At 65.2% G+C, this 24,027-nt stretch carries 28 protein-coding genes and 1 tRNA gene; 26 read left to right on the forward strand and 3 right to left on the reverse strand.

Annotated elements, in window-relative coordinates; all coding sequences use genetic code 11:
* The 3 genes from pstC to pstB all read left to right on the forward strand — a co-directional run.
* Nucleotides 1-658: phosphate ABC transporter permease subunit PstC (gene pstC / locus OOT08_RS04915; protein ID WP_325091443.1), on the forward strand; the 658-nt coding region annotated here is incomplete at its 5' end.
* A 2-nt stretch (nucleotides 659-660) separates the two neighbouring features.
* A complete protein-coding gene (gene pstA / locus OOT08_RS04920) occupies nucleotides 661-1,740 on the forward strand; it encodes a phosphate ABC transporter permease PstA (protein ID WP_325091444.1) in 1,080 nt (359 codons plus the stop codon).
* Nucleotides 1,741-1,764: 24 nt separating this feature from the next.
* On the forward strand, nucleotides 1,765-2,544 hold the full coding sequence (gene pstB, locus OOT08_RS04925) for a phosphate ABC transporter ATP-binding protein PstB (protein ID WP_325091445.1): 780 nt from the start codon (nucleotides 1,765-1,767) through the stop codon (nucleotides 2,542-2,544).
* A gap of 342 nt (nucleotides 2,545-2,886) precedes the next feature.
* Here pstB and OOT08_RS04930 read toward each other — a convergent pair whose 3' ends face one another.
* Nucleotides 2,887-3,852 carry an NAD(P)-dependent oxidoreductase gene (locus tag OOT08_RS04930; protein ID WP_325091446.1) on the reverse strand — a complete coding sequence of 322 codons (966 nt, stop codon included), beginning with the start codon at nucleotides 3,850-3,852 and terminating at the stop codon, nucleotides 2,887-2,889.
* 34 nt (nucleotides 3,853-3,886) lie between these two features.
* Nucleotides 3,887-4,516, reverse strand: coding sequence for a hypothetical protein (locus tag OOT08_RS04935; protein WP_325091447.1), 630 nt, complete (start codon nucleotides 4,514-4,516; stop codon nucleotides 3,887-3,889).
* 240 nt (nucleotides 4,517-4,756) lie between these two features.
* Between OOT08_RS04935 and OOT08_RS04940 the strand changes: the two genes are divergently transcribed.
* The 23 genes from OOT08_RS04940 to OOT08_RS05045 all read left to right on the forward strand — a co-directional run bounded on the left by OOT08_RS04940 (nucleotide 4,757) and on the right by OOT08_RS05045 (nucleotide 23,550).
* Nucleotides 4,757-5,731 (forward strand): Lrp/AsnC family transcriptional regulator, encoded by a 975-nt coding sequence (locus OOT08_RS04940; protein WP_325091448.1) that lies wholly within the window; start codon nucleotides 4,757-4,759, stop codon nucleotides 5,729-5,731.
* Nucleotides 5,732-6,105: 374 nt separating this feature from the next.
* A complete protein-coding gene (locus OOT08_RS04945; protein WP_325091449.1) occupies nucleotides 6,106-7,518 on the forward strand; it encodes an amidase in 1,413 nt (470 codons plus the stop codon).
* Between the two features lie 9 nt (nucleotides 7,519-7,527).
* The gene (locus tag OOT08_RS04950; RefSeq protein WP_325091450.1) at nucleotides 7,528-7,857 is read left to right on the forward strand and encodes a hypothetical protein; all 330 of its coding nucleotides are present in this window, start codon (nucleotides 7,528-7,530) and stop codon (nucleotides 7,855-7,857) included.
* Nucleotides 7,854-9,326, forward strand: a complete 1,473-nt coding sequence (locus tag OOT08_RS04955) for a sodium:solute symporter family protein (RefSeq protein ID WP_325091451.1) — start codon at nucleotides 7,854-7,856, stop codon at nucleotides 9,324-9,326. The genes OOT08_RS04950 and OOT08_RS04955 overlap by 4 nt, the downstream gene beginning before the upstream one ends.
* A gap of 177 nt (nucleotides 9,327-9,503) precedes the next feature.
* Nucleotides 9,504-9,576, forward strand: a tRNA-Lys gene (locus OOT08_RS04960).
* 485 nt (nucleotides 9,577-10,061) lie between these two features.
* Nucleotides 10,062-10,562 (forward strand): ImmA/IrrE family metallo-endopeptidase, encoded by a 501-nt coding sequence (locus OOT08_RS04965; RefSeq protein ID WP_325091452.1) that lies wholly within the window; start codon nucleotides 10,062-10,064, stop codon nucleotides 10,560-10,562.
* Entirely contained in the window at nucleotides 10,559-10,900 is a 342-nt protein-coding gene (locus OOT08_RS04970) for a hypothetical protein (protein ID WP_325091453.1), read from the forward strand. The genes OOT08_RS04965 and OOT08_RS04970 overlap by 4 nt, the downstream gene beginning before the upstream one ends.
* A gap of 248 nt (nucleotides 10,901-11,148) precedes the next feature.
* Nucleotides 11,149-11,634 (forward strand): hypothetical protein, encoded by a 486-nt coding sequence (locus OOT08_RS04975; protein ID WP_325091454.1) that lies wholly within the window; start codon nucleotides 11,149-11,151, stop codon nucleotides 11,632-11,634.
* Entirely contained in the window at nucleotides 11,631-12,269 is a 639-nt protein-coding gene (locus OOT08_RS04980) for a hypothetical protein (RefSeq protein WP_325091455.1), read from the forward strand. The genes OOT08_RS04975 and OOT08_RS04980 overlap by 4 nt, the downstream gene beginning before the upstream one ends.
* A 1,311-nt stretch (nucleotides 12,270-13,580) precedes the next feature.
* Entirely contained in the window at nucleotides 13,581-14,123 is a 543-nt protein-coding gene (locus tag OOT08_RS04985; protein WP_325091456.1) for a hypothetical protein, read from the forward strand.
* Nucleotides 14,110-15,771 (forward strand): hypothetical protein, encoded by a 1,662-nt coding sequence (locus tag OOT08_RS04990; RefSeq protein WP_325091457.1) that lies wholly within the window; start codon nucleotides 14,110-14,112, stop codon nucleotides 15,769-15,771. Before OOT08_RS04985 ends, OOT08_RS04990 begins: the two co-directional genes overlap by 14 nt.
* Nucleotides 15,772-15,782: 11 nt before the next feature.
* Entirely contained in the window at nucleotides 15,783-17,312 is a 1,530-nt protein-coding gene (locus OOT08_RS04995; RefSeq protein WP_325091459.1) for a phage portal protein, read from the forward strand.
* Nucleotides 17,281-18,498, forward strand: a complete 1,218-nt coding sequence (locus OOT08_RS05000; RefSeq protein ID WP_325091460.1) for a hypothetical protein — start codon at nucleotides 17,281-17,283, stop codon at nucleotides 18,496-18,498. The genes OOT08_RS04995 and OOT08_RS05000 overlap by 32 nt, the downstream gene beginning before the upstream one ends.
* A gap of 89 nt (nucleotides 18,499-18,587) precedes the next feature.
* Complete coding sequence (locus OOT08_RS05005) at nucleotides 18,588-19,196, forward strand: hypothetical protein (protein ID WP_325091461.1); 609 nt, start codon at nucleotides 18,588-18,590, stop codon at nucleotides 19,194-19,196.
* Nucleotides 19,197-19,205: 9 nt separating this feature from the next.
* A complete protein-coding gene (locus tag OOT08_RS05010) occupies nucleotides 19,206-20,141 on the forward strand; it encodes a hypothetical protein (RefSeq protein WP_325091462.1) in 936 nt (311 codons plus the stop codon).
* Between the two features lie 14 nt (nucleotides 20,142-20,155).
* A complete protein-coding gene (locus OOT08_RS05015; RefSeq protein ID WP_325091463.1) occupies nucleotides 20,156-20,713 on the forward strand; it encodes a hypothetical protein in 558 nt (185 codons plus the stop codon).
* 29 nt (nucleotides 20,714-20,742) lie between these two features.
* Nucleotides 20,743-21,099 carry a DUF6093 family protein gene (locus OOT08_RS19095; RefSeq protein ID WP_442916184.1) on the forward strand — a complete coding sequence of 119 codons (357 nt, stop codon included), beginning with the start codon at nucleotides 20,743-20,745 and terminating at the stop codon, nucleotides 21,097-21,099.
* Entirely contained in the window at nucleotides 21,096-21,488 is a 393-nt protein-coding gene (locus OOT08_RS05020; protein ID WP_325091464.1) for a hypothetical protein, read from the forward strand. Before OOT08_RS19095 ends, OOT08_RS05020 begins: the two co-directional genes overlap by 4 nt.
* Nucleotides 21,485-21,892 carry a hypothetical protein gene (locus tag OOT08_RS05025; RefSeq protein WP_325091465.1) on the forward strand — a complete coding sequence of 136 codons (408 nt, stop codon included), beginning with the start codon at nucleotides 21,485-21,487 and terminating at the stop codon, nucleotides 21,890-21,892. The genes OOT08_RS05020 and OOT08_RS05025 overlap by 4 nt, the downstream gene beginning before the upstream one ends.
* Nucleotides 21,892-22,113 (forward strand): hypothetical protein, encoded by a 222-nt coding sequence (locus tag OOT08_RS05030; RefSeq protein ID WP_325091466.1) that lies wholly within the window; start codon nucleotides 21,892-21,894, stop codon nucleotides 22,111-22,113. Before OOT08_RS05025 ends, OOT08_RS05030 begins: the two co-directional genes overlap by 1 nt.
* Nucleotides 22,085-22,585 carry a phage tail tube protein gene (locus tag OOT08_RS05035; protein ID WP_325091467.1) on the forward strand — a complete coding sequence of 167 codons (501 nt, stop codon included), beginning with the start codon at nucleotides 22,085-22,087 and terminating at the stop codon, nucleotides 22,583-22,585. The genes OOT08_RS05030 and OOT08_RS05035 overlap by 29 nt, the downstream gene beginning before the upstream one ends.
* A gap of 87 nt (nucleotides 22,586-22,672) precedes the next feature.
* Nucleotides 22,673-23,149, forward strand: a complete 477-nt coding sequence (locus OOT08_RS05040; protein ID WP_325091468.1) for a hypothetical protein — start codon at nucleotides 22,673-22,675, stop codon at nucleotides 23,147-23,149.
* Nucleotides 23,150-23,250: 101 nt separating this feature from the next.
* A complete protein-coding gene (locus OOT08_RS05045; RefSeq protein ID WP_325091469.1) occupies nucleotides 23,251-23,550 on the forward strand; it encodes a hypothetical protein in 300 nt (99 codons plus the stop codon).
* Here OOT08_RS05045 and OOT08_RS05050 read toward each other — a convergent pair.
* Entirely contained in the window at nucleotides 23,547-23,924 is a 378-nt protein-coding gene (locus OOT08_RS05050) for a hypothetical protein (RefSeq protein WP_325091470.1), read from the reverse strand. The two genes, OOT08_RS05045 and OOT08_RS05050, sit on opposite strands and share 4 nt — an antisense overlap.
* Between the last annotated feature and the right edge of the window lie 103 nt (nucleotides 23,925-24,027).

Below are 24,027 nucleotides of genomic sequence, written 5' to 3' on the forward strand. Positions count from 1 at the left end.
GTTCATCTCGCACTACGCGCCCCGCAAGCTGGCGCAGCTGCTCGGCTACATCGTCGACCTGCTCGCCGCGGTGCCCTCGGTCGTGTTCGGCCTCTGGGGCATCGGCGTGCTCGCCCCCGCCGTGCAGCCGATCTACGCCTGGCTCGTGGAACACATGGGCTGGTTCCCGCTCTTCGCAGGGCCCGTCTCCGGCACCGGCCGGACGATCCTCACCGCGGCCATCGTGCTCGCCGTGATGGTGCTGCCCATCATCACCGCGATCTGCCGCGAGATCTTCCTGCAGACCCCGGTGCTGCACGAGGAGGCCGCCCTGGCCCTCGGAGCGACCCGCTGGGAGATGATCCGGCTGTCCGTGCTGCCCTTCGGCCGGGCGGGGATCGTCTCGGCCGCCATGCTCGGCCTGGGCCGCGCCCTCGGCGAGACGATGGCCGTCGCGATGGTGCTCTCCGCAACGGGCGGCATGAGCCTGCTGCTGCTCACCTCCCAGAACCCCTCGACGATCGCCGCGAACATCGCGCTGACGTTCCCCGAGGCCTACGGCGACAACATCAACGTGCTGATCGCGACCGGACTCATCCTCTTCATCGTCACCTTCCTGGTGAACGCGATCGCCCGCGTGATCGTGAACCGCCGCAAAGAGTTCTCGGGAGCCAACTAGCCATGACCTCACTCAGTCACGTCGCTCCCGGCCGCTCCCTGCTCGCCGGCAACAAGCTGCCCCGCGGCAGCGCCTGGGCCATTCTCGGCGTCAGTGTCCTGCTGTCCGCCGGCCTCTTCGCCCTGCTGGCCTCCGCCGATGGCGTGAGCTTCAACCTCCCCGGGGCCGCGGTCGTCGCCGCGCTCGTGTACCTCGTCGCGATCTGGGGCATCTCGGCCGCCGTCGAGGGCCGCCGCCAGGCCGCCGATCGCCTGATCACGGGCCTCGTGGCGGGCGCATTCGTGCTCGCGATGGTGCCGCTGATCTCCGTCGCCGGGACCGTGATCGGCAACGGCCTCGCCCGGCTCGACATCGACTTCTTCTCGATGTCGATGCGCAACGTCACCGGCGAGGGCGGCGGCGCCCTGCACGCGATGGTTGGCACCCTGATGATCACGCTCGCCGCGAGCGTCATCTCGATCCCCCTCGGCCTGCTCACCGCGATCTACCTCGTTGAGTACGGCAAGGGCAAGCTCGCCAAAGTCATCACCTTCCTCGTGGACGTCATGACCGGCATCCCCTCGATCGTCGCGGGTCTGTTCGCCTACGCGCTGTTCGCGATCATCTTCGGGCCCGGCATCCGGCTCGGGATTTCCGGCGCGGTCGCCCTCGCCGTGCTGATGACCCCGGTCGTCGTGCGCTCCAGCGAGGAGATGCTGCGGCTCGTCCCGAACGAGCTGCGCGAGGCCGCCTACGCGCTCGGCGTGCCCAAGTGGCTCACGATCGTGAAGGTCGTGCTGCCCACGTCGATCGCGGGCATCACGACCGGCGTCATGCTGGCGATCTCCCGCGTCATCGGCGAAACCGCGCCCCTGCTCATCGCCGCGGGCTTCACCGCGAACATGAACTACAACCTCTTCGCCGACCGGATGCAGTCCCTGCCCGTGTACGTGTACACCCAGTACGCGAACCAGGGCAACCCGGCCCAGGCGTTCCTCGACCGGGCCTGGGCGGCCGCGCTGGTGTTGATCCTCATCGTGATGATCCTCAACCTCGCCGCCCGACTCGTCGCCAAGTTCTTTGCCCCCAAGACCGGCCGCTAAGCGGCAGAACCCGAAGGAAACACCGTGTCGAAGCGCATCGAGGTCTCGGACCTCAACGTCTACTACAGCAAGTTCCTTGCCGTCGAGGACATCACGCTGAACATCGAGCCCCGCTCGGTCACCGCGTTCATCGGACCGTCCGGGTGTGGGAAATCCACCTTCTTGCGCACCCTGAACCGGATGCACGAGGTGATTCCCGGGGCCCGCGTCGAGGGCAAGGTCCTCCTCGATGGGGACGACCTCTACGGCCCGGGCGTTGACCCGGTGCTCGTGCGCCGTCAGGTCGGCATGGTGTTCCAGCGCCCGAACCCCTTCCCGACGATGTCGATCAAGGAGAACGTCCTCGCGGGCGTGCGGCTGAACAACAGCCGGATCTCGAAGTCCGACGCCGACGACCTCGTTGAGAAGTCGCTGCGCGGCGCGAACCTCTGGAACGAGGTCAAGGACCGCCTGGACAAGCCGGGCTCCGGCCTCTCGGGGGGCCAGCAGCAGCGCCTCTGCATCGCGCGCGCCATCGCGGTCTCCCCCGATGTGCTCCTCATGGACGAGCCCTGCTCGGCGCTCGACCCGATCTCGACCCTCGCGATCGAGGACCTGATCGACGAGCTGAAGCAGGACTACACGATCGTGATCGTGACGCACAACATGCAGCAGGCCTCGCGCGTCTCGGACCGCACCGCGTTCTTCAACATCGCGGGCACCGGCAAGCCGGGCAAGCTCATCGAGTACGACGACACCACGAAGATCTTCTCGACCCCGACCGTGCAGGCCACCGAGGACTACGTCTCCGGCCGCTTCGGCTAGGCCCGAGCCGGGCCACCACTCGGCCCCGGGAACACGAAAGCCCCCGCGCAGTGCGCGGGGGCTTTCGGACGTTTACACCGAACCACGGAAACGCCTCTCGGCGGAAGGCCGCTCGTAGCGGCGAGTATTGGAGCCCGGGGTTACCGTGATCCGGCAGTGTCCAGTGTAGCAATCACCCCGGCCTCCGGCACCGGTTGAGCGTTCGCCGCGCGCGAAGGATTCCGCGGCGATCTGGGGAATTTCCGGGCGAGCGGCGACGTTTGCCGCGGCGGTCCGCGTGACGTCCGGGCGGGTCGCCCGCCCGCCGCGCCCCCGCTCAGCGGCCGGGCTCAGTGGCTCGGCTCAGCTGGGGGTTGACTGGCCGGGCTCAGCTGCGGGCTCAGCGACCGGGGCGAAGGGGTGCGCCTCCCCCGCGCCGACCCGCACAGCCGCTGCGGCGAGCCGCCAGAGGTCCGCCTCGGCCTCGCGGGAGGCCCAGCCGACGTGCGGGGAGAAGAAAAGGCCGGGGGTGCGCGTGCGCGTGTCGTCGGCGCGGGGCGGCTCGGCGTCCCAGACGTCGAACCAGGCGGCGCGGAGCGCGCCCGATCCGAGCGCAGCGCAGAGCGCGTCCAGGTCGGCGAGGGCGGCTCTGGCGACGTTCACCACGGCGGCGTGCGGGGCGAGCAGCGCGAGGGCGTCCGCGTCCAGCACGGGCGGCAGACCGGGGCGCGCGGCCCCGGCGAGCACGACGAGATCGGCCGCGGGCAGCGCCGCGGCGAGCGTGCGCACGGGGGCTCCCGCGCGCTCCTGGCCGGGGGCCGGATCCGCCCCGCTCGCGGAGACCGCGACGACGGACATCCCGAGCGCGCGGAACTTGCGGATCGTGGCGGCGCCGATGCGGCCGAGCCCGATCACCGCGACCGTGGTCGCGCTGAACCTGCGGAGCTCCCGCGAGCCGCTGACGTCCCAGGCCCCGTCCCGGTGTTGCTCGGCGTAGCGGGGCAGGTTGCGGAGCAGGCCGAGGCCTGCGGCGAGCGCGTGGTCGCTGACCTCCTCGGTGCAGTAGTCGGGCACGTTGAACACGGTGATGCCGAGCGCGGTGAGCGCGGGCAGGTCGAGGTAGTCGGTGCCGGTGCTCGCGGTGACGACCACGCGGAGGTTCGGGAAGCGCTCGGCCTCCGCCGCGGCGAAGCCGTCGGACTCCGTGACGACGGCCAACACCCGCTCGGGATCGGTGACCGTGCCGGGGGTGAGGATCCGCCAGTCGGGGCCGAGGTGCGGCCCGATCCGCTCGGGGGTGATGAAGGGGTCGGCGATGAGCAGGTCCATGCTCCGAGCGTAGCCGAGCCCGGGGGTCGCGGGACTAGGTGAGGCGGCCGTGACGCCAGCGGTGGGCGGCCTGGCGGAGATCGTCGCCGAGGGCGGCGTAGGAGGCGGCCCGGTTCGTCAGGTCGCTCGCCCCGTCGGGGTCGGTGCTCTCGCGCTCATCGGCCAGGGTGACCGCGCCCGCGGACACGAGCCGGGCGTAGGCGGCGGCCCGCTCGAAGGCATCGGCGAGGTCGCCGGAGAAGACCCCGCGGAGGATGTTGTCGATCAGGGTCACGATGCCCGCGGGCTCCACGGGCACCGGTACCCCGGCGATGACGGGGTCGATCGTGCTGAGCGTCTCGACGCCGCGCTGGAAGAGGTAGGCCGCGCCCTCGGCGTCGCCGCGGGCGATCTTGCGCACGAGGTAGAGCCGCCAGAGCATCCCGGCGAGGGTGTCGGTGCCGGAGCTGGACCACAGCTCCGCGATGTCATCCATCAGCTCGGTGTCCGCGATGGCGATGACGCGTTCCACGAGCTCGGGGTCGTCGTGGCTGCGCACCCGGTCGAGCAGGGCCCAGGAGGTCTCCTGCGCGATGCGATGGCTGACCCCGGGGTCTTCGCCGCCGATCACCCAGTCGAACTGGAAGCTGGGCTGCAACAGGGGGCGCGGGTGGGCACCGGACACGGGTCTCCGATCGGGTTCTTCAGGGGTGTGCGCTGCTCGTTCCTGATGAGCAGGGACCCACCGTAACACCCCGAGCCGAGGAGAACCAGCGCGTGAGCGCGGGGCCGCCCGCCCGTCCTCCGCTCCGGGACCCTCGCCCGTTGCTACACTGCCGATATCGGGAGTCCTGAGCCAACAGCGGGACGCGCCGAAGCCCGCACCGCCCTCCCCAATGACACGGTCCCGCCGGAAAGGACGCAGATGCCCGAGTTGCTCAGCGAGCTTGATCGGCGCATCATCGGCGCGCTCCAGTTCGACGGCCGCGCCTCGTGGCGGCGCATCGCCGAGGCCCTCGACGAGCCCCTGCGCACCGTGACCCGGCGCGGCGTTGAGCTGCTCGATTCCGGGACCGTCCAGGTCGCGGGGATGCCCAGCCAGGGACCGACCTGTGTGATCGAGATCGCCTGCGAGCCAGCCCGGGTCGACGCGATTGCCCGTGAGCTGAGCGAGCATCCCGGGGTCATCTTCAGCTACGCCCTCGCCAACCCCACCGGCGTCCTGGTCGAGGTCCACGAGAAGACCTTCGACCTGGAGACGATGACGCTGGAGATCATCCCGAGCCTCGCGGGGGTGACGGGGGTCTCGGCGACCCCCGTGCTGCGCTACTACGCGAGCCACGATCAGTGGCGCCCGGGGCTGCTCAGCGACGCGGAGGCCGCGCTCCTCCTCGCCCCGACCGCCGACACGGTGCCCGATGACATTGTGACCGAACTGGGGTCAGCCGAGCAGACGATTGTTCGCATGCTCACCGAGGACGGCCGCGCCTCCGTGACGCAGCTCGCGGAGCGCGCGGAGGTCTCGGTGCCCACGGCCCGCCGGAAGCTCGACAGCCTGCAGCGTTCCGGGGCGGTCACGATGCGAACCCTGGTCGAGCCGGCGCTGCTCGGCTTCGGCGTGGAGGCCGGGCTGTGGATCGACTGCGCCCCGCAGTCGGTTGACGCCATCGGCGCCGCGCTCGCGAGCCTTCCCGAGGTCCGCTACGCGGTGCGGCTCCTCGGGGGAAACGCCCTCCTCGTGCACGCCAGCGCCCGGTCGCTGGGCGGCCTGCGCGCGGTCATCGATGCCCCGGTCACCGAGCTGGCGAACTCGGTGCACTCCTCCCTCATCGTGCGCGCGTACAAGCGAAGCGGGCGTCCCGTGCTCGTGGCTCGGGAGCACGCGGCCGAGAGCCGCTAGTCGCGCCCGGCACCGGCAGAGATTGGCCGCCGGGACCATCCGGCCTCCGGCGGGCCCGCGCCGGTTCCTGGCGTGCCTCGGGCTACCCCGCAGCGCGCTCCCCGCGTGATTCCCGCTCCCCGGTCGCTCTGCCTCGCGCTTTTGGCGGTCGCGCACGACGGCACGCGCCCGCGAACGCTGCCCCGCCGCCGGGGATTCCCCTCCGGTGACCGCGCCGCGTCCGGGCCGCTGAGCCGAAGCTGTTGACCCATCAGCCGAGCACGTCGCTGCCCGGAAAACCCATGAGAACAACACAGGGCTTGCCTTTTTGGCCAAAGTGGAAAAGAATAAGGATGAATTTGGCGCAAAACATTCAATGAGGAGGGCTGGGGCGCATGAGCGGTCTGACACAGTATTCGGCGGTCGAACTCCGGGCGCGGCTCGGACGCGGAGAGCTTTCCGCGGTCGAGGTCGTCACCGCGTACCTCGCGGAGCTGGAACGCACCGGCACCGCGGTGAACGCCCTCGTCTCGGCGCACCCCGAAGCCGCCCTTGCGCGCGCCCAGGAACTCGACCGCATCGGCCCGTCGGCGGATCTGCCCCTGTTCGGACTTCCCGTGGCGATCAAAGACACCCACAACGCCAAGGGCTTCCCGACAACCGCCGGATCGATCCGGCACGACCCCGCCCCGGCATCGCAAAGCGATGCCCACGTCCAGCGCATGGTCGACGCGGGCGCGGTCATCATCGGGAAGAGCAACGTGCCCGAGTACGCGGCGGGTTCACACTCCGTGAACCGCGTCTTCGGCGCGACGCGCAATCCCTATGCGCTCGATCGCTCCGCCGGGGGCAGCAGCGGCGGGGCCGCCGCCGCCCTCGCCGCGCGGCACGTGGCGCTCGCCGACGGCAGCGACATGGGCGGCTCACTCCGCAATCCCGCCGCGTTTTGCAATGTGGTCGGCCTCCGCCCCACTCCGGGGCTGATCCCCAACGCGGAGGCAACAAACGCGTTCACTCCGCTCACCGTGATCGGCCCGATGGGGCGCACCGTCGCCGATGTCGCCCTGCTCCTCTCCGTGCTCGCTCCGGCCGCGCAGGCCGCCGCCGCGACCCCGCCGGTGACCCCGGAGATCGCCCCGGTCCCGCTCACCGGGCTCCGCGTCGCGTGGGCACCCACCCTTGGCGGCCGCGTCCCCGTTGCCCCCGAGGTGCTCGCAGCGCTCACCCCGATCGTGGAGCGGTTCGTCGAATTGGGCGCCTCCGTGACCGAGGCCTGCCCCCCGCTCGACGAGGCCGAGCAGGTGTTCCGCACCCTCCGCGCGGCCGAGTTCTCCGCCGAATGGGAGCAGCGGCTCGCGGAGGATCCCGAGGACTTCAATGAGCGCCTCACCGGAAATATTCGAGACGGGGAGGACCTGAGCGCCGCGGACGCGATGCGCGCGCAGGAGGGGATGACGCGGCTCGTGCGCGGCGCAGACCGCTTCTTCGAGGACTACGACCTCCTGCTCGCCCCGGTCACCCAGGTGCCCGCGTTCCCCGTCGAGTGGGATTTCCCGGCCGAGGTCGCCGGAGAGCTCCAGCGGGACTACCTCGGCTGGATGCGCTCCGTCTTCCTGCTGAGCCCCCTCGGCATCCCCGGGATTTCGGTCCCCGCGGGCTTCACGCCGGAGGGCCTCCCCGTCGGCCTCCAGCTCCTGTCCGCTCGGGGATCCGACCAGCGCCTTCTCTCGATCGCGCAGAGCTTCGAGTCCGTGACCCGCTTCGCAGACCTCTCCCCCGCAGACGCAACCCCCATCCCCCGCCCCTAAGGAGCACCTATGTCCGTCACACTCGCGAGTCGAGGACGCCTCGCCACCGCGCTGATCCCAGCAGCCGGGTTCTTCGCGACCCCGTTCCTCCCCTTTGCCCAGGAACCCACGCTGTGGTTCGGCCTGCCCGCGGTGCTCGTCTGGTCCGCAGGAATGGTCATCCTGACCGTCATCACCCTGCAGGTCATCGAAAGCAGCTACCTCAACTCCGGGGGCCGCGAACAAGACGCCGCCGAAGAGGAGCGCCTCGCCACCGAGCGCATCGCCGTGGTGCGCGCTGAGCGCATTGCCGCAGAAGACGCCCTCCGGGCCGAGCAGGAGCGGGGGGAGACCCGATGACGCTCTCGCTCATTATCATCGTCGGCATCGTCCTCATCGGAGCGCTCGGGCTCGCCGGGCGCCGCCGACAGGCCAACATGTCAACGTGGACCGTCGGCAAACGCGATATCCCGAAGTGGACCTCCTGGTTCCTCCAGGCGGGAGAGTCCCTCACCACCTTCAGCTTCCTCGGCCTCGCCGGTATCGCCTTCGGCGGCGGCGTGAGCGCGACCTTCGCGGTCGGCTACCTCACCATGTCCTGGATCGGCCTCTACTTTGTGACGCCGCGGATCCGACAGCTCGGGCAGAAGCGCGGCTACCTCACGATGGCCGACTTCTTCCAGGACCGCTTCCGGAGTCCCGTCCTCGCCAAGCTGGTGGCGCTCGTCGGGGCGCTCGCGCTCATCCCGTATCTCCAGCTCCAGATCACGGGGCTCGGCATGATCGTCGAGCTCGCCACCGGCAGCACCGAGGCTCGCGGGCTCAGCATGGTGATCGCGAGCATCCTGGTCGTCATCTTCGTGTCCTGGTCCGGTATCCGAGGAATCGCCCGGGTCGCCATCCTCAAGGACGTGCTGATGGTCGTCGCGCTCGGCGTGGTCGCCACCGGAATCGTGATCAGCTTTGCCGGGATCCCGAGAATCTTCGCGGACATCGCCGAGCAGGCACCCATGCTCCTCACCCTCCGCGCCGAGGGCTACGACACCACCTTCTACGTCACCGCGATGCTCGTCACGGTCATCGGCTCGAGCTTCAACACGCTGCCGCACCTCTGGCCGCCGGTGCTCGCCGCCCGGAGCGGCGCGGTGCTCCGCAGCAACGCGAAGTGGCTCCCGGTCTACCAGCTGGTGCTGTTCATCCCGATCCTCGCCGGGATGGCCGCGGTGCTGAAGCTTCCCGCGGACACCACGGGGAACGCGGTGCTCCTGACGATGTCCCAGCACACCCTGCCCGAGTGGCTCGTCGGCATCGTGGCCGTTGCCGGAGCGTCTGCGGCGATGGTGCCCGCGGCCGGGATCGCGATGGGCATCTCCTCGCTCGTGTCGACCAACCTCATCAAGCTGAAGCGGCCCGACCGGCAGATGATCGTGACCTACGCGGTCATCATCGGCTCCGTCGGCCTGGCGCTGGCGTTCGGCCTGGTTCGTTCCGACATCGGCGCACTCCTCCTGCTCACCTACGGGGTCACCACACAGCTCGCCCCGGCGATCGCGATCGCGCTCCGGAAGCGCGTCCGGGTGGGAGCCTGGCCAATCGGCCTGAGCATCGCCGCGGGCACGATCACCGTGATGGTGATCACCTTCGCGGACATCCCCATCGGCAGCTGGGACTCCGGCCTGATCGCACTCGCGCCGAACCTGATCGTGCTGCTCGTCGCCGAAACGATCCGGCGCGCGCGGGGCGGCACCGACGTGCCACAGTTCGACGTGGACAGCCTGGAGCTCGACCCCATCGAGCCGCGGCCAGCTGCCCCAGTTTCCGGGCGCTAGTTCCGACACGGCGGCGGGTGTTTCGGGGGCTCACACGCCCCGAGGCACCCGCCGCCGCCGTCCGGAACCCGGCACCCTGCGCCGCGGTTTTCAGCGTCGCACTGGTTTTTCCCCCCGACGTTGTTCCGCTAGGATGAAATGGTTGATCGGGCGCCTGAACGCCCCGAATCACATGTTGGGCCTGTAGCTCAGTTGGTAGAGCATCGGACTTTTAATCCGCGGGTCGCGGGTTCGAGCCCCGCCGGGCCCACAGAGAAAACGCCTGATCTGGGAGACATTACAGGTCAGGCGTTTTGCGTTATTGCACCCAAACCCTGCCCACGTGGGGCAAAATTGGGGCAACCATATTTTTCCAAGGCGAATCACGGCCCAGTGCGGCGGCGACATCCGCCCAGCGCCGCGAGCACCTAGCATTGTTCTCAGTGGCGTAGACAAAACCCTCACCTTTTAGGTGGGGCTTTTCTTGATTCCTCAGCCAAGCCGATCCACGCAAATGTACCTGCGGCTTATCGCTAAACCTGCACCAAAGTGAAACACCTGCACTTTGGCGTTGTTACGAATTCACCTGCGCGCAAGCGCGCCCGCGCTGTGCTTGCATTTACTTAGCAAGCATGGTCGACCGTAGCCAGGAATAACGCGGGCCGGTAAGGCGCTTTACCAGATGACAACGTAGACTGGTGGTAACCAGGTGAGCAACCTGTGGACAAACACTGGAAAGTCGCGAAAGGGGCTGTCATGGCAAAGCTCGTTTGGCAGGAGGCCCGTGATCAGGCCAACCAGATCCTCCAAGTTCCAGACTGGGTACTTGATTCAGGACTTCCCAACTTAGATGCAATTTACTCCGATCTTGGCATCAAGAGCGAGATTCGAGAGTTGCCTGACGGCATGTCCGGACTCATTATCAAGAAGTCCAAGTCTGAAGACGCCCGTGTTTTCCTATCATCATCGGACACTCGCCCTCGCCAGCGCTTCACCAAAGCACATGAGCTTGGACACTACGTTGAGCGAGTAATAGTTTCCAAAGACCCCGAGTTTTCATTCGAGGACACACGGACCCAACAGTATGATTTGCACGAGTTCTTTGCAGATGAGTTTGCAGGGTCACTACTAATGCCTGAGAAACTCATCCTGCAAGATGAGGCTTCTGACATGTCCGTCTTTGCAATGTCAGAAAAGTATGGAGTATCTGTGCCTGCCGTTCAGAAGCGACTTGACCGACTAGTGAAACATCGATGAGTTCAGACTTTGAATCAGCATCGCTGAGCGAACTCGATGGGGACGTTCAAGTTCGCTCAGCGACACTCGCCGTCGTGAAAGATCTCGACGACAAGGAAGGGCATCAGCGGCTTGGTTTCAGAAGCGCCTATTTTTGGGCGTCAATAGCACTTGCTGCAATCACTGTAGGCACTAGCGCAGCACTCGTTGTCGGTATGGTGTTTTTTGGAAGAGGAATAGCACCGGGCTCGGGCATAGAACCCGCGATCGTGATTGCATTCATTAGTGGCCTTGCGGTTGAGACGATCGGTGTGCTCCTCCTGCTCGGGGGGAACTTGTTCCCCAACGGGAAGAGCTAGCCGATCCATAGCCCTCCTTGCGCATTACTCAAGTTGCGCGTAATCCAAACTTCAATAGGAGCAGTAAAGCCTGAGACAAGTAGATCCTACGGATAACGTGGAGCGACTTTGGTTCGGCCCTTTCGTTACGCAGGCACCCGAAAGCACACTCCGTGTTAAAGTTGATTCCAGTGGCGTAGACAAGCACGCCTGAAAAGCCCTCACCGGTTGGTGGGGGCTTTTTTGATGCCAAAAACGGGGAGACGGACATGGAGTACAACACCGAAGTGGTGCGAGACGAAGCAGCGGAAGCAATCAAGGCCGCAAAGGGGACGATGGATCTTCCCGAGCTGCCGGAAGGTCAGCGGTTCGAGGTAAGCGGCCCGGGGACCAGCTGGGGTGAGCAGTGTCGAGGAGTCCTGCGCATCACTGAGCTTGGGCCGCCACAGTGGTGCACGCGAGACCGGCTTCCAGTCAGCGAGGGAGTTGTGCTCACCGGGGAGTCTCGACAGAGTTTCCATGGCCCCGGGCGGGGGCGCAGAGTCGTGGCGAGTGCGGCTGAAGTTGAGTTCCGAGCCAGACGCACGGTCGCATCAACTGAGTTCCCCGAGGACTTCGAGTGGACCAGCGTCGGCATTGCGTATGTAGCCCGGGACCTGCTCGCCGTGGAGCGAGCCAAGAAGGCGCGGGAGGAACGCATCAAAGCAGCTGTTGGCGTGTACCCGCCGAAGCGTCTCGGGGAGGCCACCAAATGAGCAACGACACCGAGTTCGCGGTAACACGCCTGACAGAACCACACAGCGTAATCGTGGAGGGGCACACCGTGCACTGGCCTGCACTTCTCGAATGGGTGCGCGAGCAGGTCACCCCGGGGCTGTCGAGGAAGAAGAACGGAGGCGGGGAAGGGTGCCTCATCAACGAGCAGGCGATGATGGTCCTCGAGTTGATCGACGCGGAAGCGCAGCTGATGTGCGAGGCCCTGTTCGTGGACGGCAAGGGAACCCCAGCCGAGAAAGTCACCCGCGCCTGGGAAGCGGCACGCACCGAACGCCAGGGCGGACGCATGGACGACGACCAGTGGGAACGCATCTGCGCCGGCATCACCCGGTGGGTGTGGCTCATCGAGGACCTGGGAGACCCTGAAACAGAGCGTGAGGTAACGGAGCCTTGCCCCGAGTGCGGGGAACGGTACAGCTTCACCGTGAAGGGCGAACGCCGGTCCGCGGTCTACATCCACTACAAGCCAGGGAACGCCCCGATCGCAGAATGCCGTACCGGGGAATGCTCGGCACTGTGGGTCGGGTGGCAGCAGGTAGCCAGGCTGGGCGCACTGGTCGGGTCAGACGTTGACTGGGAGGCGCTCGCCGCAGTCGCGAAACCCGCCGAATGAGTGTTCCCAATCTTTGTTCGATTCGTGTTAAGCTGTGGTCACCTCCTACCAGTGTGTCTACTGGCGGGAGGTTTCCTGTTTAACCCTGCCTCCCTCTTCTACCGCCTCCAGGGGTGCGCCTGGGTTATCAACGCTCACGGCACGTAGCTCAACATGGATAGAGCACCGTCATCTCTGAACCTCTAGACCGCCATTCGGGATAAGTCAGCTCTGGCGGGGATGCAGGATCATTCCCTGCCGCGCCACGGTAGCGCCTAGGAAGAACTCGGAAAGCGCCGCTTCCGGGCAATGACGGTGCGCGTAGCGACACCTGAGCCTGCGTAGATGTTCATCGCTCAATGGAGCTGGTGGACGTTTTGAGCTCTGCGGAGAGCCTGCGGCATGACTATGCGCGGCAGGGACCCACTCTTTGGGCCATGAGATTGCCCGCCGGTTAGGTGTAAGAAATAAGTTACACACCCCCGGAATTGCGCGGCCAGAATGCCCATCACCCACGGACGGGTAAGAACCCCAAGACTTGGCCTCTGCCCCACGAACACTGTCTCAGCGTAGAAACGCAACGCGGGCGAGCAGAGGCCAACACACATCACGGAGGCGGCATGAGCGAGTGCGACGACTGCGGGGCAAGATACCCGTCCCCGCGTGCCGCTCTCCTGTGCTGCGACGAACAGTACAAGGGCGACAGATACCCGGAGGAACAACGATGACCGAGCAGGGCCGCTCAGCCACCACCCGCCAAGGGGGATGGCAAAGCGATCAGCCTGCAACCAGCCACCAGGACAGGAGCAACACCCATGCGCGTCTGCTCCGTCCCCGGATGCCCAGAGATCTACCCCAACACCCAGGGCACCAGGTGCCCCACCCATAGGGCCCAGGCGGACAAGGGCAGGGGCACCGCACGCGAACGCGGATACAACACACGAGGACACCAAGCATTCCGCACCAGCGTCCTCCACCGCGACCCCGTCTGCGTCACCTGCCACCTCAGAGTCAGCACCATCGCAGACCACTACCCACACAGCAGACGCGAACTCATCGAGCTCTCACTCAACCCGAACGACCCATCCCACGGACGCGGACTCTGCAAACAATGCCACGACAGCCACACAGCCCAAGCTCAACCAGGCGGGTGGCACCACGCATAGGGGCAAACCAACAGGCATGACCCCCCACCCACCCCAAACCACCCCCGGGGGAGGCCCCAGGTCGGCCCTGAGCGTCAGGACCGCCGGGGAGGGCGAAAAAACCCGCGAGGGGTTCAAAATGTTTCTGGAAGCCCCGTGAAGGGGCTGACCACCCAGGAGGTGCGGCATGGCTTCTGGTGGCCGCAGGGCTCGTTCTGGGCCTGCTCCTGACCCGCTTTCGCGTACGTCTTTGGTGAACGGGCGCGAGTTCACGATTCTGCCGCTCGATCATGAGGTTGCTGTCCCTGGCTACCCTTTGCCGAAGCTGTCGCAGTACAACGAGTACTTCTCGGACGGCAAGAAGATCCGCGAGCTCGATGAGGGCGAGACGGCGGCCGTCCACGATGCAGAGCTCGCAATGTGGGAGCGGTTGTGGGCGAAGCCACAAGCGATGATGTGGGCGCGGCTTGGTCTTGAGGACCAGGTTGCTGCGTATGTGCGCGCCTACATGGAGTCCACGGGGCAGAACTCGAACTCGGGGCTGAAGACTGCCGCGATTCGCATGGAAGCGGAGCTTGGGATCTCAACTTCGGGGATGTTGCAGAACGGGTGGGTGTTTGAGACGCCCGCCGGTGAGCAGTCCCCCGATCCAAAACCGTCGAAGGGCGGTGTGAAGAAGCAGACCGGTACCGGTTCATGGTTGGAGGCGGTGAAGGTTGAAGAAGCCTGACTATGTCATCCCGCCCAGAACTGAGACGCTCGGCCACCTGTGGATCTGGTGGATTGAACACCACTGCGTGATCCCTGACGGCGACGACGCCGGCGAAGCTTTCGTCCCGTCACTCGACCACAGCGTCTACCTGGCGAACTGGGGCCGGATCGAGCCGGCGGCGAAGCTGGGCGATCGTGCTGCAGCGTTCGTGTACCGCATTGGCCTCTGGGTCGCGGCGCAGAAGGTCGGCAAGAGCCCGGGTGTTGCTGCTGAGACGTGCCTCGAGTTCGTGGGCCCTGCTTTGTATGGTGGCCGCGCGGTAGAGGGTGAACGGTACGAGTGCCCGTTCCCGAAGTGCGAGTGTATGCATGACCCCTACTTCTACATCGAGGGCGAGCCGAAGGGCCGCCCGTGGGCGACACCGCGCATCCAACTCGCGGCGGTCGTTGAGGATCAGGTCGAGAACACGTGGGGCGCGCTCGTCCCGATGATCGATTTGGGGCCGCTCGCAAACGTCATCCCGAAGACTGGTGAGGCGTTCATCCGGCACCCGAATGGGAACCGTGACTCGCGTATTGAGATCGTCACGTCGAAGGCTGACGGCAAGCTTGGTGCGCGTATCTCTGCCGGGAAGTGTGACGAGACTGGCCTGTGGACTGACTCGAACAACATGGCGAAGTTTGAGCGCACCCTGCGCCGCGGTGCTGGCGGGATGGGCGGGCGGATCTCGCATTCCTCGAACCCGTACGACCCGGCAGAGAATAGCGTGTTGCAGCGGCAGATGGAGTCGAAGCAGAAGGACATCCTGAAGCATCACTTCCCGCCGCCTCCGGCCTGGAACTTCAAGCTCAAGAAAGACCGCGAGCTGATCTTCAAATGGAATTACGCTTCGTCGCCGTGGGTGGACCTGCGGACAGTCGAGGCGGAGTCGGTCGCGCTGATGGAGACTGACCCTGCGGAGGCTGAACGCTTCTTCGGGAACCGGATCGTTGCCGGCCGCGGTTCGTGGCTGGAAATGGCGAAGTGGGAAGACCGCGTCGCGTCCGCCCCCATCGTCGTGAAGCCGCGCACGAAGATTTGTCTCGGGTTCGACGGTTCCGACTCGGATGACCTCACCGGAATTCGTGCGGAGACGCTCGACCAACACCAGTTCACGCCCCGCTACGGTGACGACCGGAAGCCAACGCTGTGGGATCCCCGCGACTGGCAACAGCGAGTCCCCCGCTCCGAGGTGATGGCTGCGTTCCGCGAGGTCGCTACCGAGTTTGAGATCGTGCGAGCTTACATGGATCCCCCGTTCTGGACGACCGAGATTGATCTGCTCGCTGCAGAGTTTGGCGAGAAGGTCTTTCTGAAGTGGTTCACGAACCGTCCCTCGCAGATGCATTCCGCGCTCGAGCGGTTCCGAACCGACGTGTACAACCCCGATACCGATTTAACGCACGACGGTGACGAAGTCGTGGCGACGCACCTGCGGAACGCGGTCATCCGGGCAGGGAACGTCGACCCGGTGACGAAGATCCGCAAGTACACGATCGGGAAGCCCGAGCAGCACCAAAAGATCGACTACGCGATGTCGTCGGTCCTCGCGCACGAAGCAGTTATGGACGCGATCGCCAGTGGCGCGCGCACCGACACCGATGACACGAACTACGTCTACTACTGATTGGAGGCCGCGTGAATATCCTCCAAGCAGAGAAGCTCCGCGACCGCATTTATGAGCGGCTTGCAGCCCGCCGCCCTGACATCCTGGACGACGAGAAGTACTACCGTGGCGAGCAGCCGTTATCGTTCGCAACGGAGGAGTGGCGGAAAGCGAACGCTGCTCGATACGCGGGTTTCTCCGACAACTGGTGTGGGACAGTCGTCAACGCCGAAGCTGAACGTCTCGACCCGATCGGCGTCGCTGGTGTCGGACGGAAGGCTTCATCGAGACTGTGGGATGAGCTGCGCCGCAATGAGTTCGATTCGCAGTTCTCGCAGGGCGCCGTCACGTCGCTGACCACGTCACGTTCGTACGTGATGGTGTGGGCTGACGCGGACGGTGCACCACTGGTCACTGTCGAGCATCCCTCGCACGTCGAGATCGAGTACGACTGGGAGAATCCGCGACTGCGAAAGGCTGCTCTGAAGACATGGGTGGATGACAGCCACGAGTTTGCGACGCTCTACACTGCAGACCACGTCTTCAAGTGGGAGCGCAAGCGCCCCGAGCTCAAGAACGATCGGGAAGCGCAGGCCGCGCAGTCCCGCTCCGAGGCAAGCTCGGGTGGCGGGTGGACACCGCGCACGGGCGACCGTGACGACGTATGGCCAATCCGCAACCCGCTCGGCATCGTCCCGGTGGTGGAGCTCGCGAACCGGCCTACGCTGCTGGGCGAACCAGTCTCGGAGATCCGGGGCGTGAAGCCGATGCAGGACGCCATCAACCTCTTGTGGGCTTACCTTTTCCTCGCCGCCGATTACGCTTCGATGCCTGCCCGTGTTGCGACCGCGACCGGGCCTCCCACGATCCCGACCCTGGACGACAAGGGCGCAGTCATTGGCACGCGCCCTGTCGAGATGAAGGACCTGGCGGAGAAGCGCCTGCTGTTCCTGCAGGGGGAGAACGCGAAGATCGATTCGTGGCCGGCGGCAGAGCTCGCCGTGTTCACCAGCACTATCGAGATTGGCGTCGGACATATTGCTGCGCAGACGCGCACGCCGCCGCACTATCTGGTCGCAAACAAGGGGCTCTCAAACCTATCGGGAGACGCGCTCACCGCGGCTGAGATCGGGCTCGTGCAGAAGGCAAACGAGTTCATCACGTTCACGAACCCATCCATCCGGGAAGTGCTGCGGCTTGTCGCGCTCGTCAGGAACGATCAGAAGCTTGCCGGGAAAGCGCAGCTCGCGACGATCGTGTGGAAGGACCGCGAGATCCGTTCACAGTCGCAGCTTGCCGACGCACTGCTGAAGAAGCGACAGATGGGGTACCCGTTCGAGTTCTTGCTCGAGCAGGAGGGGCACAGCCCGTCGACCATTACCCGGATCCTGCAAATGCGTGAAGAGGAACTGGACGACCCGCAGCTTGCCGCTGCACTGCGACCGTATGGGGGCGACTATGACGACTCCGCGGACGGCGATTCGGCAGTACACGAGGCAGCAGCAAATCACCGCGGCAACGGTCGCGGCGATGACTCGGCTGTGGGCGAAAACCGGGACTGAGTTCAGTGAGGGGTGGCGGCAGATACGTGCTCGAGCGATCGAGACGATGCAGGTCGGCCGTGCTGCCGCCATCCATGCCGCCCTCCCCTACATGTCCGAGGTGCTTGCAGAGACACGCCAGGCAGGCATTCCGTCGGGCGTGCTCGTGCCGGCAGCGTTCCTCGAGGCCGCGCCAAACGGATTCCTCGTGCAGGACACCCTCGACCGGCTGCCGGTCGTCGCGAAGCAGGCAGTTGCCGGCGGCGCGACCGCGCTCGAGGCGCGGTCGCAGGCGGCCGTCTGGCTCTCCGGGGTGACGCTGACGATGCTCGCGGACACCCGCCGAGACGTCTTCCACGCCGATATGGTGCAGCGCCCGCAGCTCACCGGGTACGTGCGGATGCTGAACCCTCCCTCGTGCGATCGCTGTGTGATCCTCGCCGGGAAACGGTTCCTGTGGAACGAAGGGTTCCAGCGTCACCCGAACTGTGACTGCATCCACATTCCCGCGTCTGAGCAGGTCGCAGGGGACCTGACGACGGACCCGTACGCCTACTTCAACAGCCTCGATGAGGCCGGCCAGAACAAGCTATTTGGGAAGCATGGCGCGCAGGCGATCCGGGACGGCGCGGACATCTACCGGGTTGGGAACATTCGCACGCGCGGCCTCGGGACCGCTGCCGGGAATCGCCGCTACGGTACACCGTACCGGCGCACTGTCGAGGACATCTACTCGCACGATCGTGACCGCAAGTTCGTGGTCGAGAACCTTCGCTACCACGGGTACATCACTGGCCCGCAGATCGCGGGCGGCAACATCCTCGGCAACGATCCTGCGGGGCGGATCCTTGCTGCTGGACGAGGTCGCGGAACGTACACGGTCGGTGGGCAAACCGTCACCACAGCGCGGGCGGCGAAGTTCGATGCGCTTGCCAGCGGGCGGCGCGACCCGTTGAACCGGGCGACAATGACCGCTGCAGAGCGTCGCCTTTACGATGCGCATTACCGTGCGCAGTGGGCGGCCGCCGGATACCGCCCCAACAGTGTCGGCGCAAATAGCGCGGACCGTGGACTGGGGCTCCGCCCGATCACGCAGCGCGAAGCACAGCGCGCACAAGACACGCTGCGAGCAGAACTCGCAATCGCACGCGACCACCAGGCAACACCGAACCAGGTCCGCGAGCTCGCAGCCCTGCTGGGCCTCTGAACTTCCACACGAGATGTGTGGTCGCCCCTCCGGGGGCAAACGCCATACCCGCCGGGTGTGGTTTTCGCTATATGGAGGGGTGAACCCGAATGGAAACGGAACCGACTGAGACGGTCGAAACCGAAGAGACAGAAACCGAAGACGTCGAGTCTGCGGAGGAAGTCGAAACTGAGGAAGTAGTCGAAGATCCGGCTGCTGGCCTCAAGACTGCACTGCAGAAGGAACGGGCGGCCCGCAAAGCAGCCGAGAAGCGTTCCAAGGAACTCGAGCAGGAGCGCGCTGACCGCGACAAGTCCGCGGATGAGAAGGCACTCGATGATGCACGGCGTGATGCCGCTGCCGAAGCGACCGCCAAGGCGAACAAGCGCCTCATCGCTGCCGAGTTCCGATCTGCCGCAGCCAAACGAGTGAAGGATCCCCGCATCGCCGCGAAGCTCGTGGACCTCGAAGGCATCGAGGTTGACGACGACGGCGAAGTGGACGCGGACGGTATCGCGGCCGCACTCGACGCAGTCCTGGAAGAGTACCCCGACCTGGCACCGTCCCGGTTCGAGGGCACCGCAGACCAGGGTGCTCGAGGCAAGGCCGCAGTGCCGTCGCAGCTCACCCGTGATGACCTCAAGAACATGACCCCGCAAGCGATCCTCAAGGCCGAAAAAGAAGGCCGACTGGACCGCCTCAAGGGCAAAACCAAGTAAGGAGCAACCATGTCCGTTGCATCGTTTATTCCCGAACTCTGGGCCGCGAAGCTGCTCGAGAAGTACGACCAGAATCTCGTCTACACGCAGCCGTCCGTCGCAAACCGCGACTACGAGGGCGAGATCCAGAACCAGGGCGACACCGTCCACATCAACCAGATCGGCGACCCCGGTGTGCGCGAATACAAGCGCGCCGAGGACATTACCTTCGATGACCTGGGCACCACCGACCAGGAGCTCAAGATCGACCAGGCCGACTACTTCGCGTTCTACGTGAACGACGTCGACAAGGTCCAGGCGAAGGGCGAGCTCGGCGGCCCCGCGCTCACCCGCGCATCGCTGCAACTGCGGCGGAAGACCGACACCTTCGCCGGCGGCCTCCTCAAGGCAGGTGCGCACGCCGACAACAAGCTGGGTCGCCAGAAGATCGTTTCCGGCGGCACGCAGATGGCAGGCGCGGGGCAGATCACGGCGTACGACGTCCTCGTGGAACTCGGGCTCAAGCTCGATGACCAGGACGCCCCCGAGGAAGGCCGCTACGTCGTGGTCGACCCCGGCTTCATCGCTGCGGTCGCGAAGGATGACCGTTTCATCCGCGTCGACGCGTCGGGCACCTCCGACCTGCTCCGCAACGGCGTGGTCTACCGCGCCGCAGGGTTCGACATCATGCGCACCACCGCAGTGCCGAAGCTCGGCGGGAGCGGTGCCGGCAAGGACGACAAGGTGCTCATCGCTGGCGTCCCTGGCGCGTTCACCTTCGCGAACCAGATCCTCAAGACCGAGGCTGGCCGCCGCGAGAAGGGCTTCGACGACTTCGTCAAGGGGCTCAACGTCTACGGCGCGAAGGTCACGATCCCCGAGGGCATCGCGACCGCGACCGTCGAGGCGTACGAGCCCGGCACCGGGTCGCAGATGGTCGTCATGGCCGGAAGCACGACCCCGTAGCAAGGAGGTGGCTGGTGTTCGCAGAAGCAAAAGACTTGGGTGCTCGTCTCAAGCGCGAGTTCTCCGAGGAAGAATCCGTGTGGCTCGATGAGCTCCTCGCGGACGCCACCGCCTACCTGCAGCGCGAGATCGGGCAGAAGGTCGCCCCGCGGCAGACGGTCACGTTTTCAGACTGGCCGTCTGCCGGGTGGGTGGACCTCCCTCAATGGCCGGTCGTGTCGGTTGACGCGGTGGAGCGTGACGGGGCCGCGGTGTCGTTCGAGGAACGCCCCGGCCGGATCCGCGTCGGCTCTGACACGAAGGTGGACGTGACATTCACATTCGGGTATTCGGAGCCGCCGCGCGATCTCGTCGCGCTCTGCTGTGCACTCGTGTCGCAGCAGTTGCTGCTCGTGGAGGCGGAACTGGGGCTGTCGATCGGCGGGCTGTCTTCCGTCGCTCTCGACGACTTCAAGATCGCGTTCGCGGACGGCGGCGAAGGAACTGGGCTTACGCTCCCCAAGGTCACGCTCGACGGCCTCAAGCAGGCGTACGGGCGTGGCATGGTCACGCAAGTGGATGTGCACTCGTGATCGGCGGGGTACTCGGCATGGGCCGCCGCATGGCAGAGGCTCGCATGACAGAGACGGTGACTGTAGGCAGGTTCGAACAGGTCCGCCCGCCGGGTGGGTTTGATCCTGTACTCACGCTCGTAGAGACGTACTACGAGGGGCGTGCACGTGTGAAGTTTCCGGCTGCATCCGCGGACGAGAAGGCCCCCGCAGGGCAGCAGCTCGCGGAGACACGAATCGCCGTGTCGCTGCCTGCCGCGACCGTGCTGATTCCCACAGGGGCTCTCATCCGGGTAGACGCCTCAGCAGTTGATGGGGCGCTCCCAGGGCGCATGTTCCGTGTGGACGGTGCCGCTCAGGCCGGGCAGACAACAGCGCACAGGTACCCGGTGACGGAGGAATCATGAGTGATGATCTTGACCGGCTCGTACACGACCTCGGCGAGTTCCCAAAGCACGCCGGAAGGTTCGTTGAGGCCGCGCTCAAGGGGACAGCTCATGGCATGAAGGAGGACTGGCAGGAACTCGCGAAAGGCCCGTCTGGCGGGCACGCAAAGCGGTACCCGCAGTCGATCGACTACGAGATCACGCAGTCCGAGTTCCCTCATTTCTCTGCGGAGGTGGGCCCGGACCTGGGGCGTACGCAGGGCCCGCTCGGCATCCTCGAGGAGGCCAATGGTGGTGTCAAGGCTGCTCCCCAAAACCTCCGCGCGAGTGTCGTGCGGGCGAACGAGACGGACTTCGTGCGGGGCATGGAGAAAGCTCGAGACGACGCGTTGCGGAGGGCTGGGCTGTGATCACTGAATGGGAAGCCGCCAAGGCACTGCTCGAGTCTGTCGGGTTGAGCGGGCGCGTGAGAGATGCGCCCACGGACGACAAGGGCGAGGTGGTGAGAGCCGACTATGTCGTGCTCTACGGTGCCGGGCCTGACGAACTCGGGGACGGCCGGTACGGGGTGATCCCCCGCCCTGAGTCTGATGCCGACTACGAGTTCTGTGTGCGTGGTGTCTCCGGCGACCCGCGCGGCGTTCGTCTCCTCATGGAGAAGGTGTTGCTGGCTGTCGGCCGGAAGCCGGTCGTCCCTGGCCGGCGCACAGACCCGGTGACGATCGCGTTTGAGAACGCGAAGGTCGATCACTCGGTGTCGCCGCCGCTGCATTTTCAAGATGCGTGGTTGAAGTTCACGTCGAGGAGAGGGTGATGGCGAAGTTCATAAGGGTTGAGTCGTCGGTGACTGGTCACCAGTTCGACATTCACGAGGAGCAGTTCGATGAATCCGCGCATAAGCGGGTGAAGCGGTACCCGCCGTCGAAGCGGGTGCGGCGCACAAAGTTCCGGGTCGGCAGATTGCCGGCCCGTTCTGTTTCCCCAACTGGGGAGAAGGGGGCGACCGATGTCGCGAGTAATTCCAAAGGCGATTAAGACCGCTGGTACACGCCGGGTGCTGTTTGTGCCTGGCGGCGTGGCTGACAAGAAGGCCATCAAGAAGACCGAGGTGGATTCGGCCAAGAACGTGTCCTGCTACCTCACGCAGTTCAATCAGACGGCGGATCAGGCGTCGATCCCGGACCGCCGGTACTGTTCCTCGCAGGTATTCGAGATCCCCGGCGAGAAGACGAAGAGCCTCGAGACGATGTACACGTTCAACCTTGGTGAGCCTACCGAGGATGAGGCGCGTATTGCTCTCAAGGAAGGCACCCGCGGAACCCTGATCCGGTTCCTGCAGAAGGACGAGGACGACGACACCTTCGAGGCTGACGACTGGTATGACGCTGTCGATGTTGAGTGTGGTGAGCAGATCGTGGTCGAGGGTGAAGAGAATGCCCTGGATCGCATCAAGCAGAAAATGTTCATCCAGTCCGAGTGGGAGCCCTTCGCTCAGCTCGCTGCGTAACTAGCTCGCGGGGGTGGGGTTGCCCACGAGCCTCACCCTCGCGTCACCCCTTCTTTTGATCGTGGAATCGTGGATGGAGACTTTGAAATGTCGTTGAAGACGAAGAATAAGCAGCGCAAGGCTGACTACACGGATTTGCAGTTTTGCATGGACCGCCCTCTCTTGAAGGAGCTTGAGCAGGCCCGCGCTGAGGCTGCGGAGGCTGCTGCGGGCCGCATGACTGGGGGGAAGACTACTCGCGTGAAGGAGCTTGAGAAGCTCATCGCGGAAGCGTCCGTGACAATCCGTGTTTCTTCTCTGCCCCGGGGCCAGTACAACGAACTTATGCTCGAGCACCCTCCGCGGGAGGGTCGGGATGAGGTGTTCAACCCGGAGACGTTTTTCGCTGCCGCAGCGAAGGCTTCTGCGGTTGAAGTAACTGAAAAGAGCACGGTCCCGATCCACGAGGAGGACTGGGACGAGTTCGTTGACGGCCTTACCGATGGAGAGTACGACCGTCTGGCCGGCGCCGTGGTGATGTTGAACCGTAACCAGGCTACGGTCCAGATCACCCCTTTCGGTTAAGGCTCCACACTGACCGCAGGCTACTGCGGGATCTTCGTATCGCTCGCGATATGGGGATCCCGCCGCGTCGTCTGTGGGGGTGGGAGCCTGAACAGCGTCTTGTGAAAGACGGGAAAGGGTGGCTGGTTGAGCGGGAGCCAGAGTTCAGCAAGCTCGACTACGAGCTGCTCGCAGCCCTTGACGAGCATGAAGAAACAGTCGGGCCCCACGGGTTCCCCCTTGAGGAAACGATGACTGTCCTCGCTGACCCGATGAACCCGAACGGGACACACCGGTTTGTGGCACGGCCTGCACGTGATTGGGCGGATGATGCTCTTGAACAGGCCCAATCTGATCCGAAGTACTCGGGAGAGAACTACTCGGCAGCTAGAAAGTGGCGCGTGTACCGCGAAGACCGTTAGGAAGTAACAAGGACTCCACCGAGCCCGGGGTCAAGCTCTCCGACTGACGGATCATTAATAACCCAGTTCTCTCCCACGAGCAGAGAGACATTGTCTAGCAGGGTTTTAAGGCTCGAGATCATCTCATCTTGGCTCGATTTTGACGAAAAGATCGACAAGACGTTCACCTCGCTACAGGTGCCAGACTGCGCCGCCAGTTTGACCAAATCAGATTGGTGCCAATCTGGGCAGGCACCTCCCGCAGAAACAAAAGCTTCCTTCAGCTCTTCAACACTTCGAAACGTGGCCGGATACTCCGATGCCTCTGTGGTGGCAACGGAAGCGCACCCGCTCAAAGTGAGCGCCAGAACAAGAGCCAGAGCGAGTTTCTTCATGCCCCCACTTTAGGGGGCTTTTTGCTTTCTAGGAGGCCCCTATGGGTGATCGTGTTGTAAAGATCAAGCTTGAGGCGGCGGCGGAAAGCGCGGTCCGTGGGTT

It is taken from the genome of Leucobacter sp. M11, assembly GCF_035726885.1.
Classification (GTDB): Bacteria; Actinomycetota; Actinomycetes; order Actinomycetales; family Microbacteriaceae; genus JAPFRB01.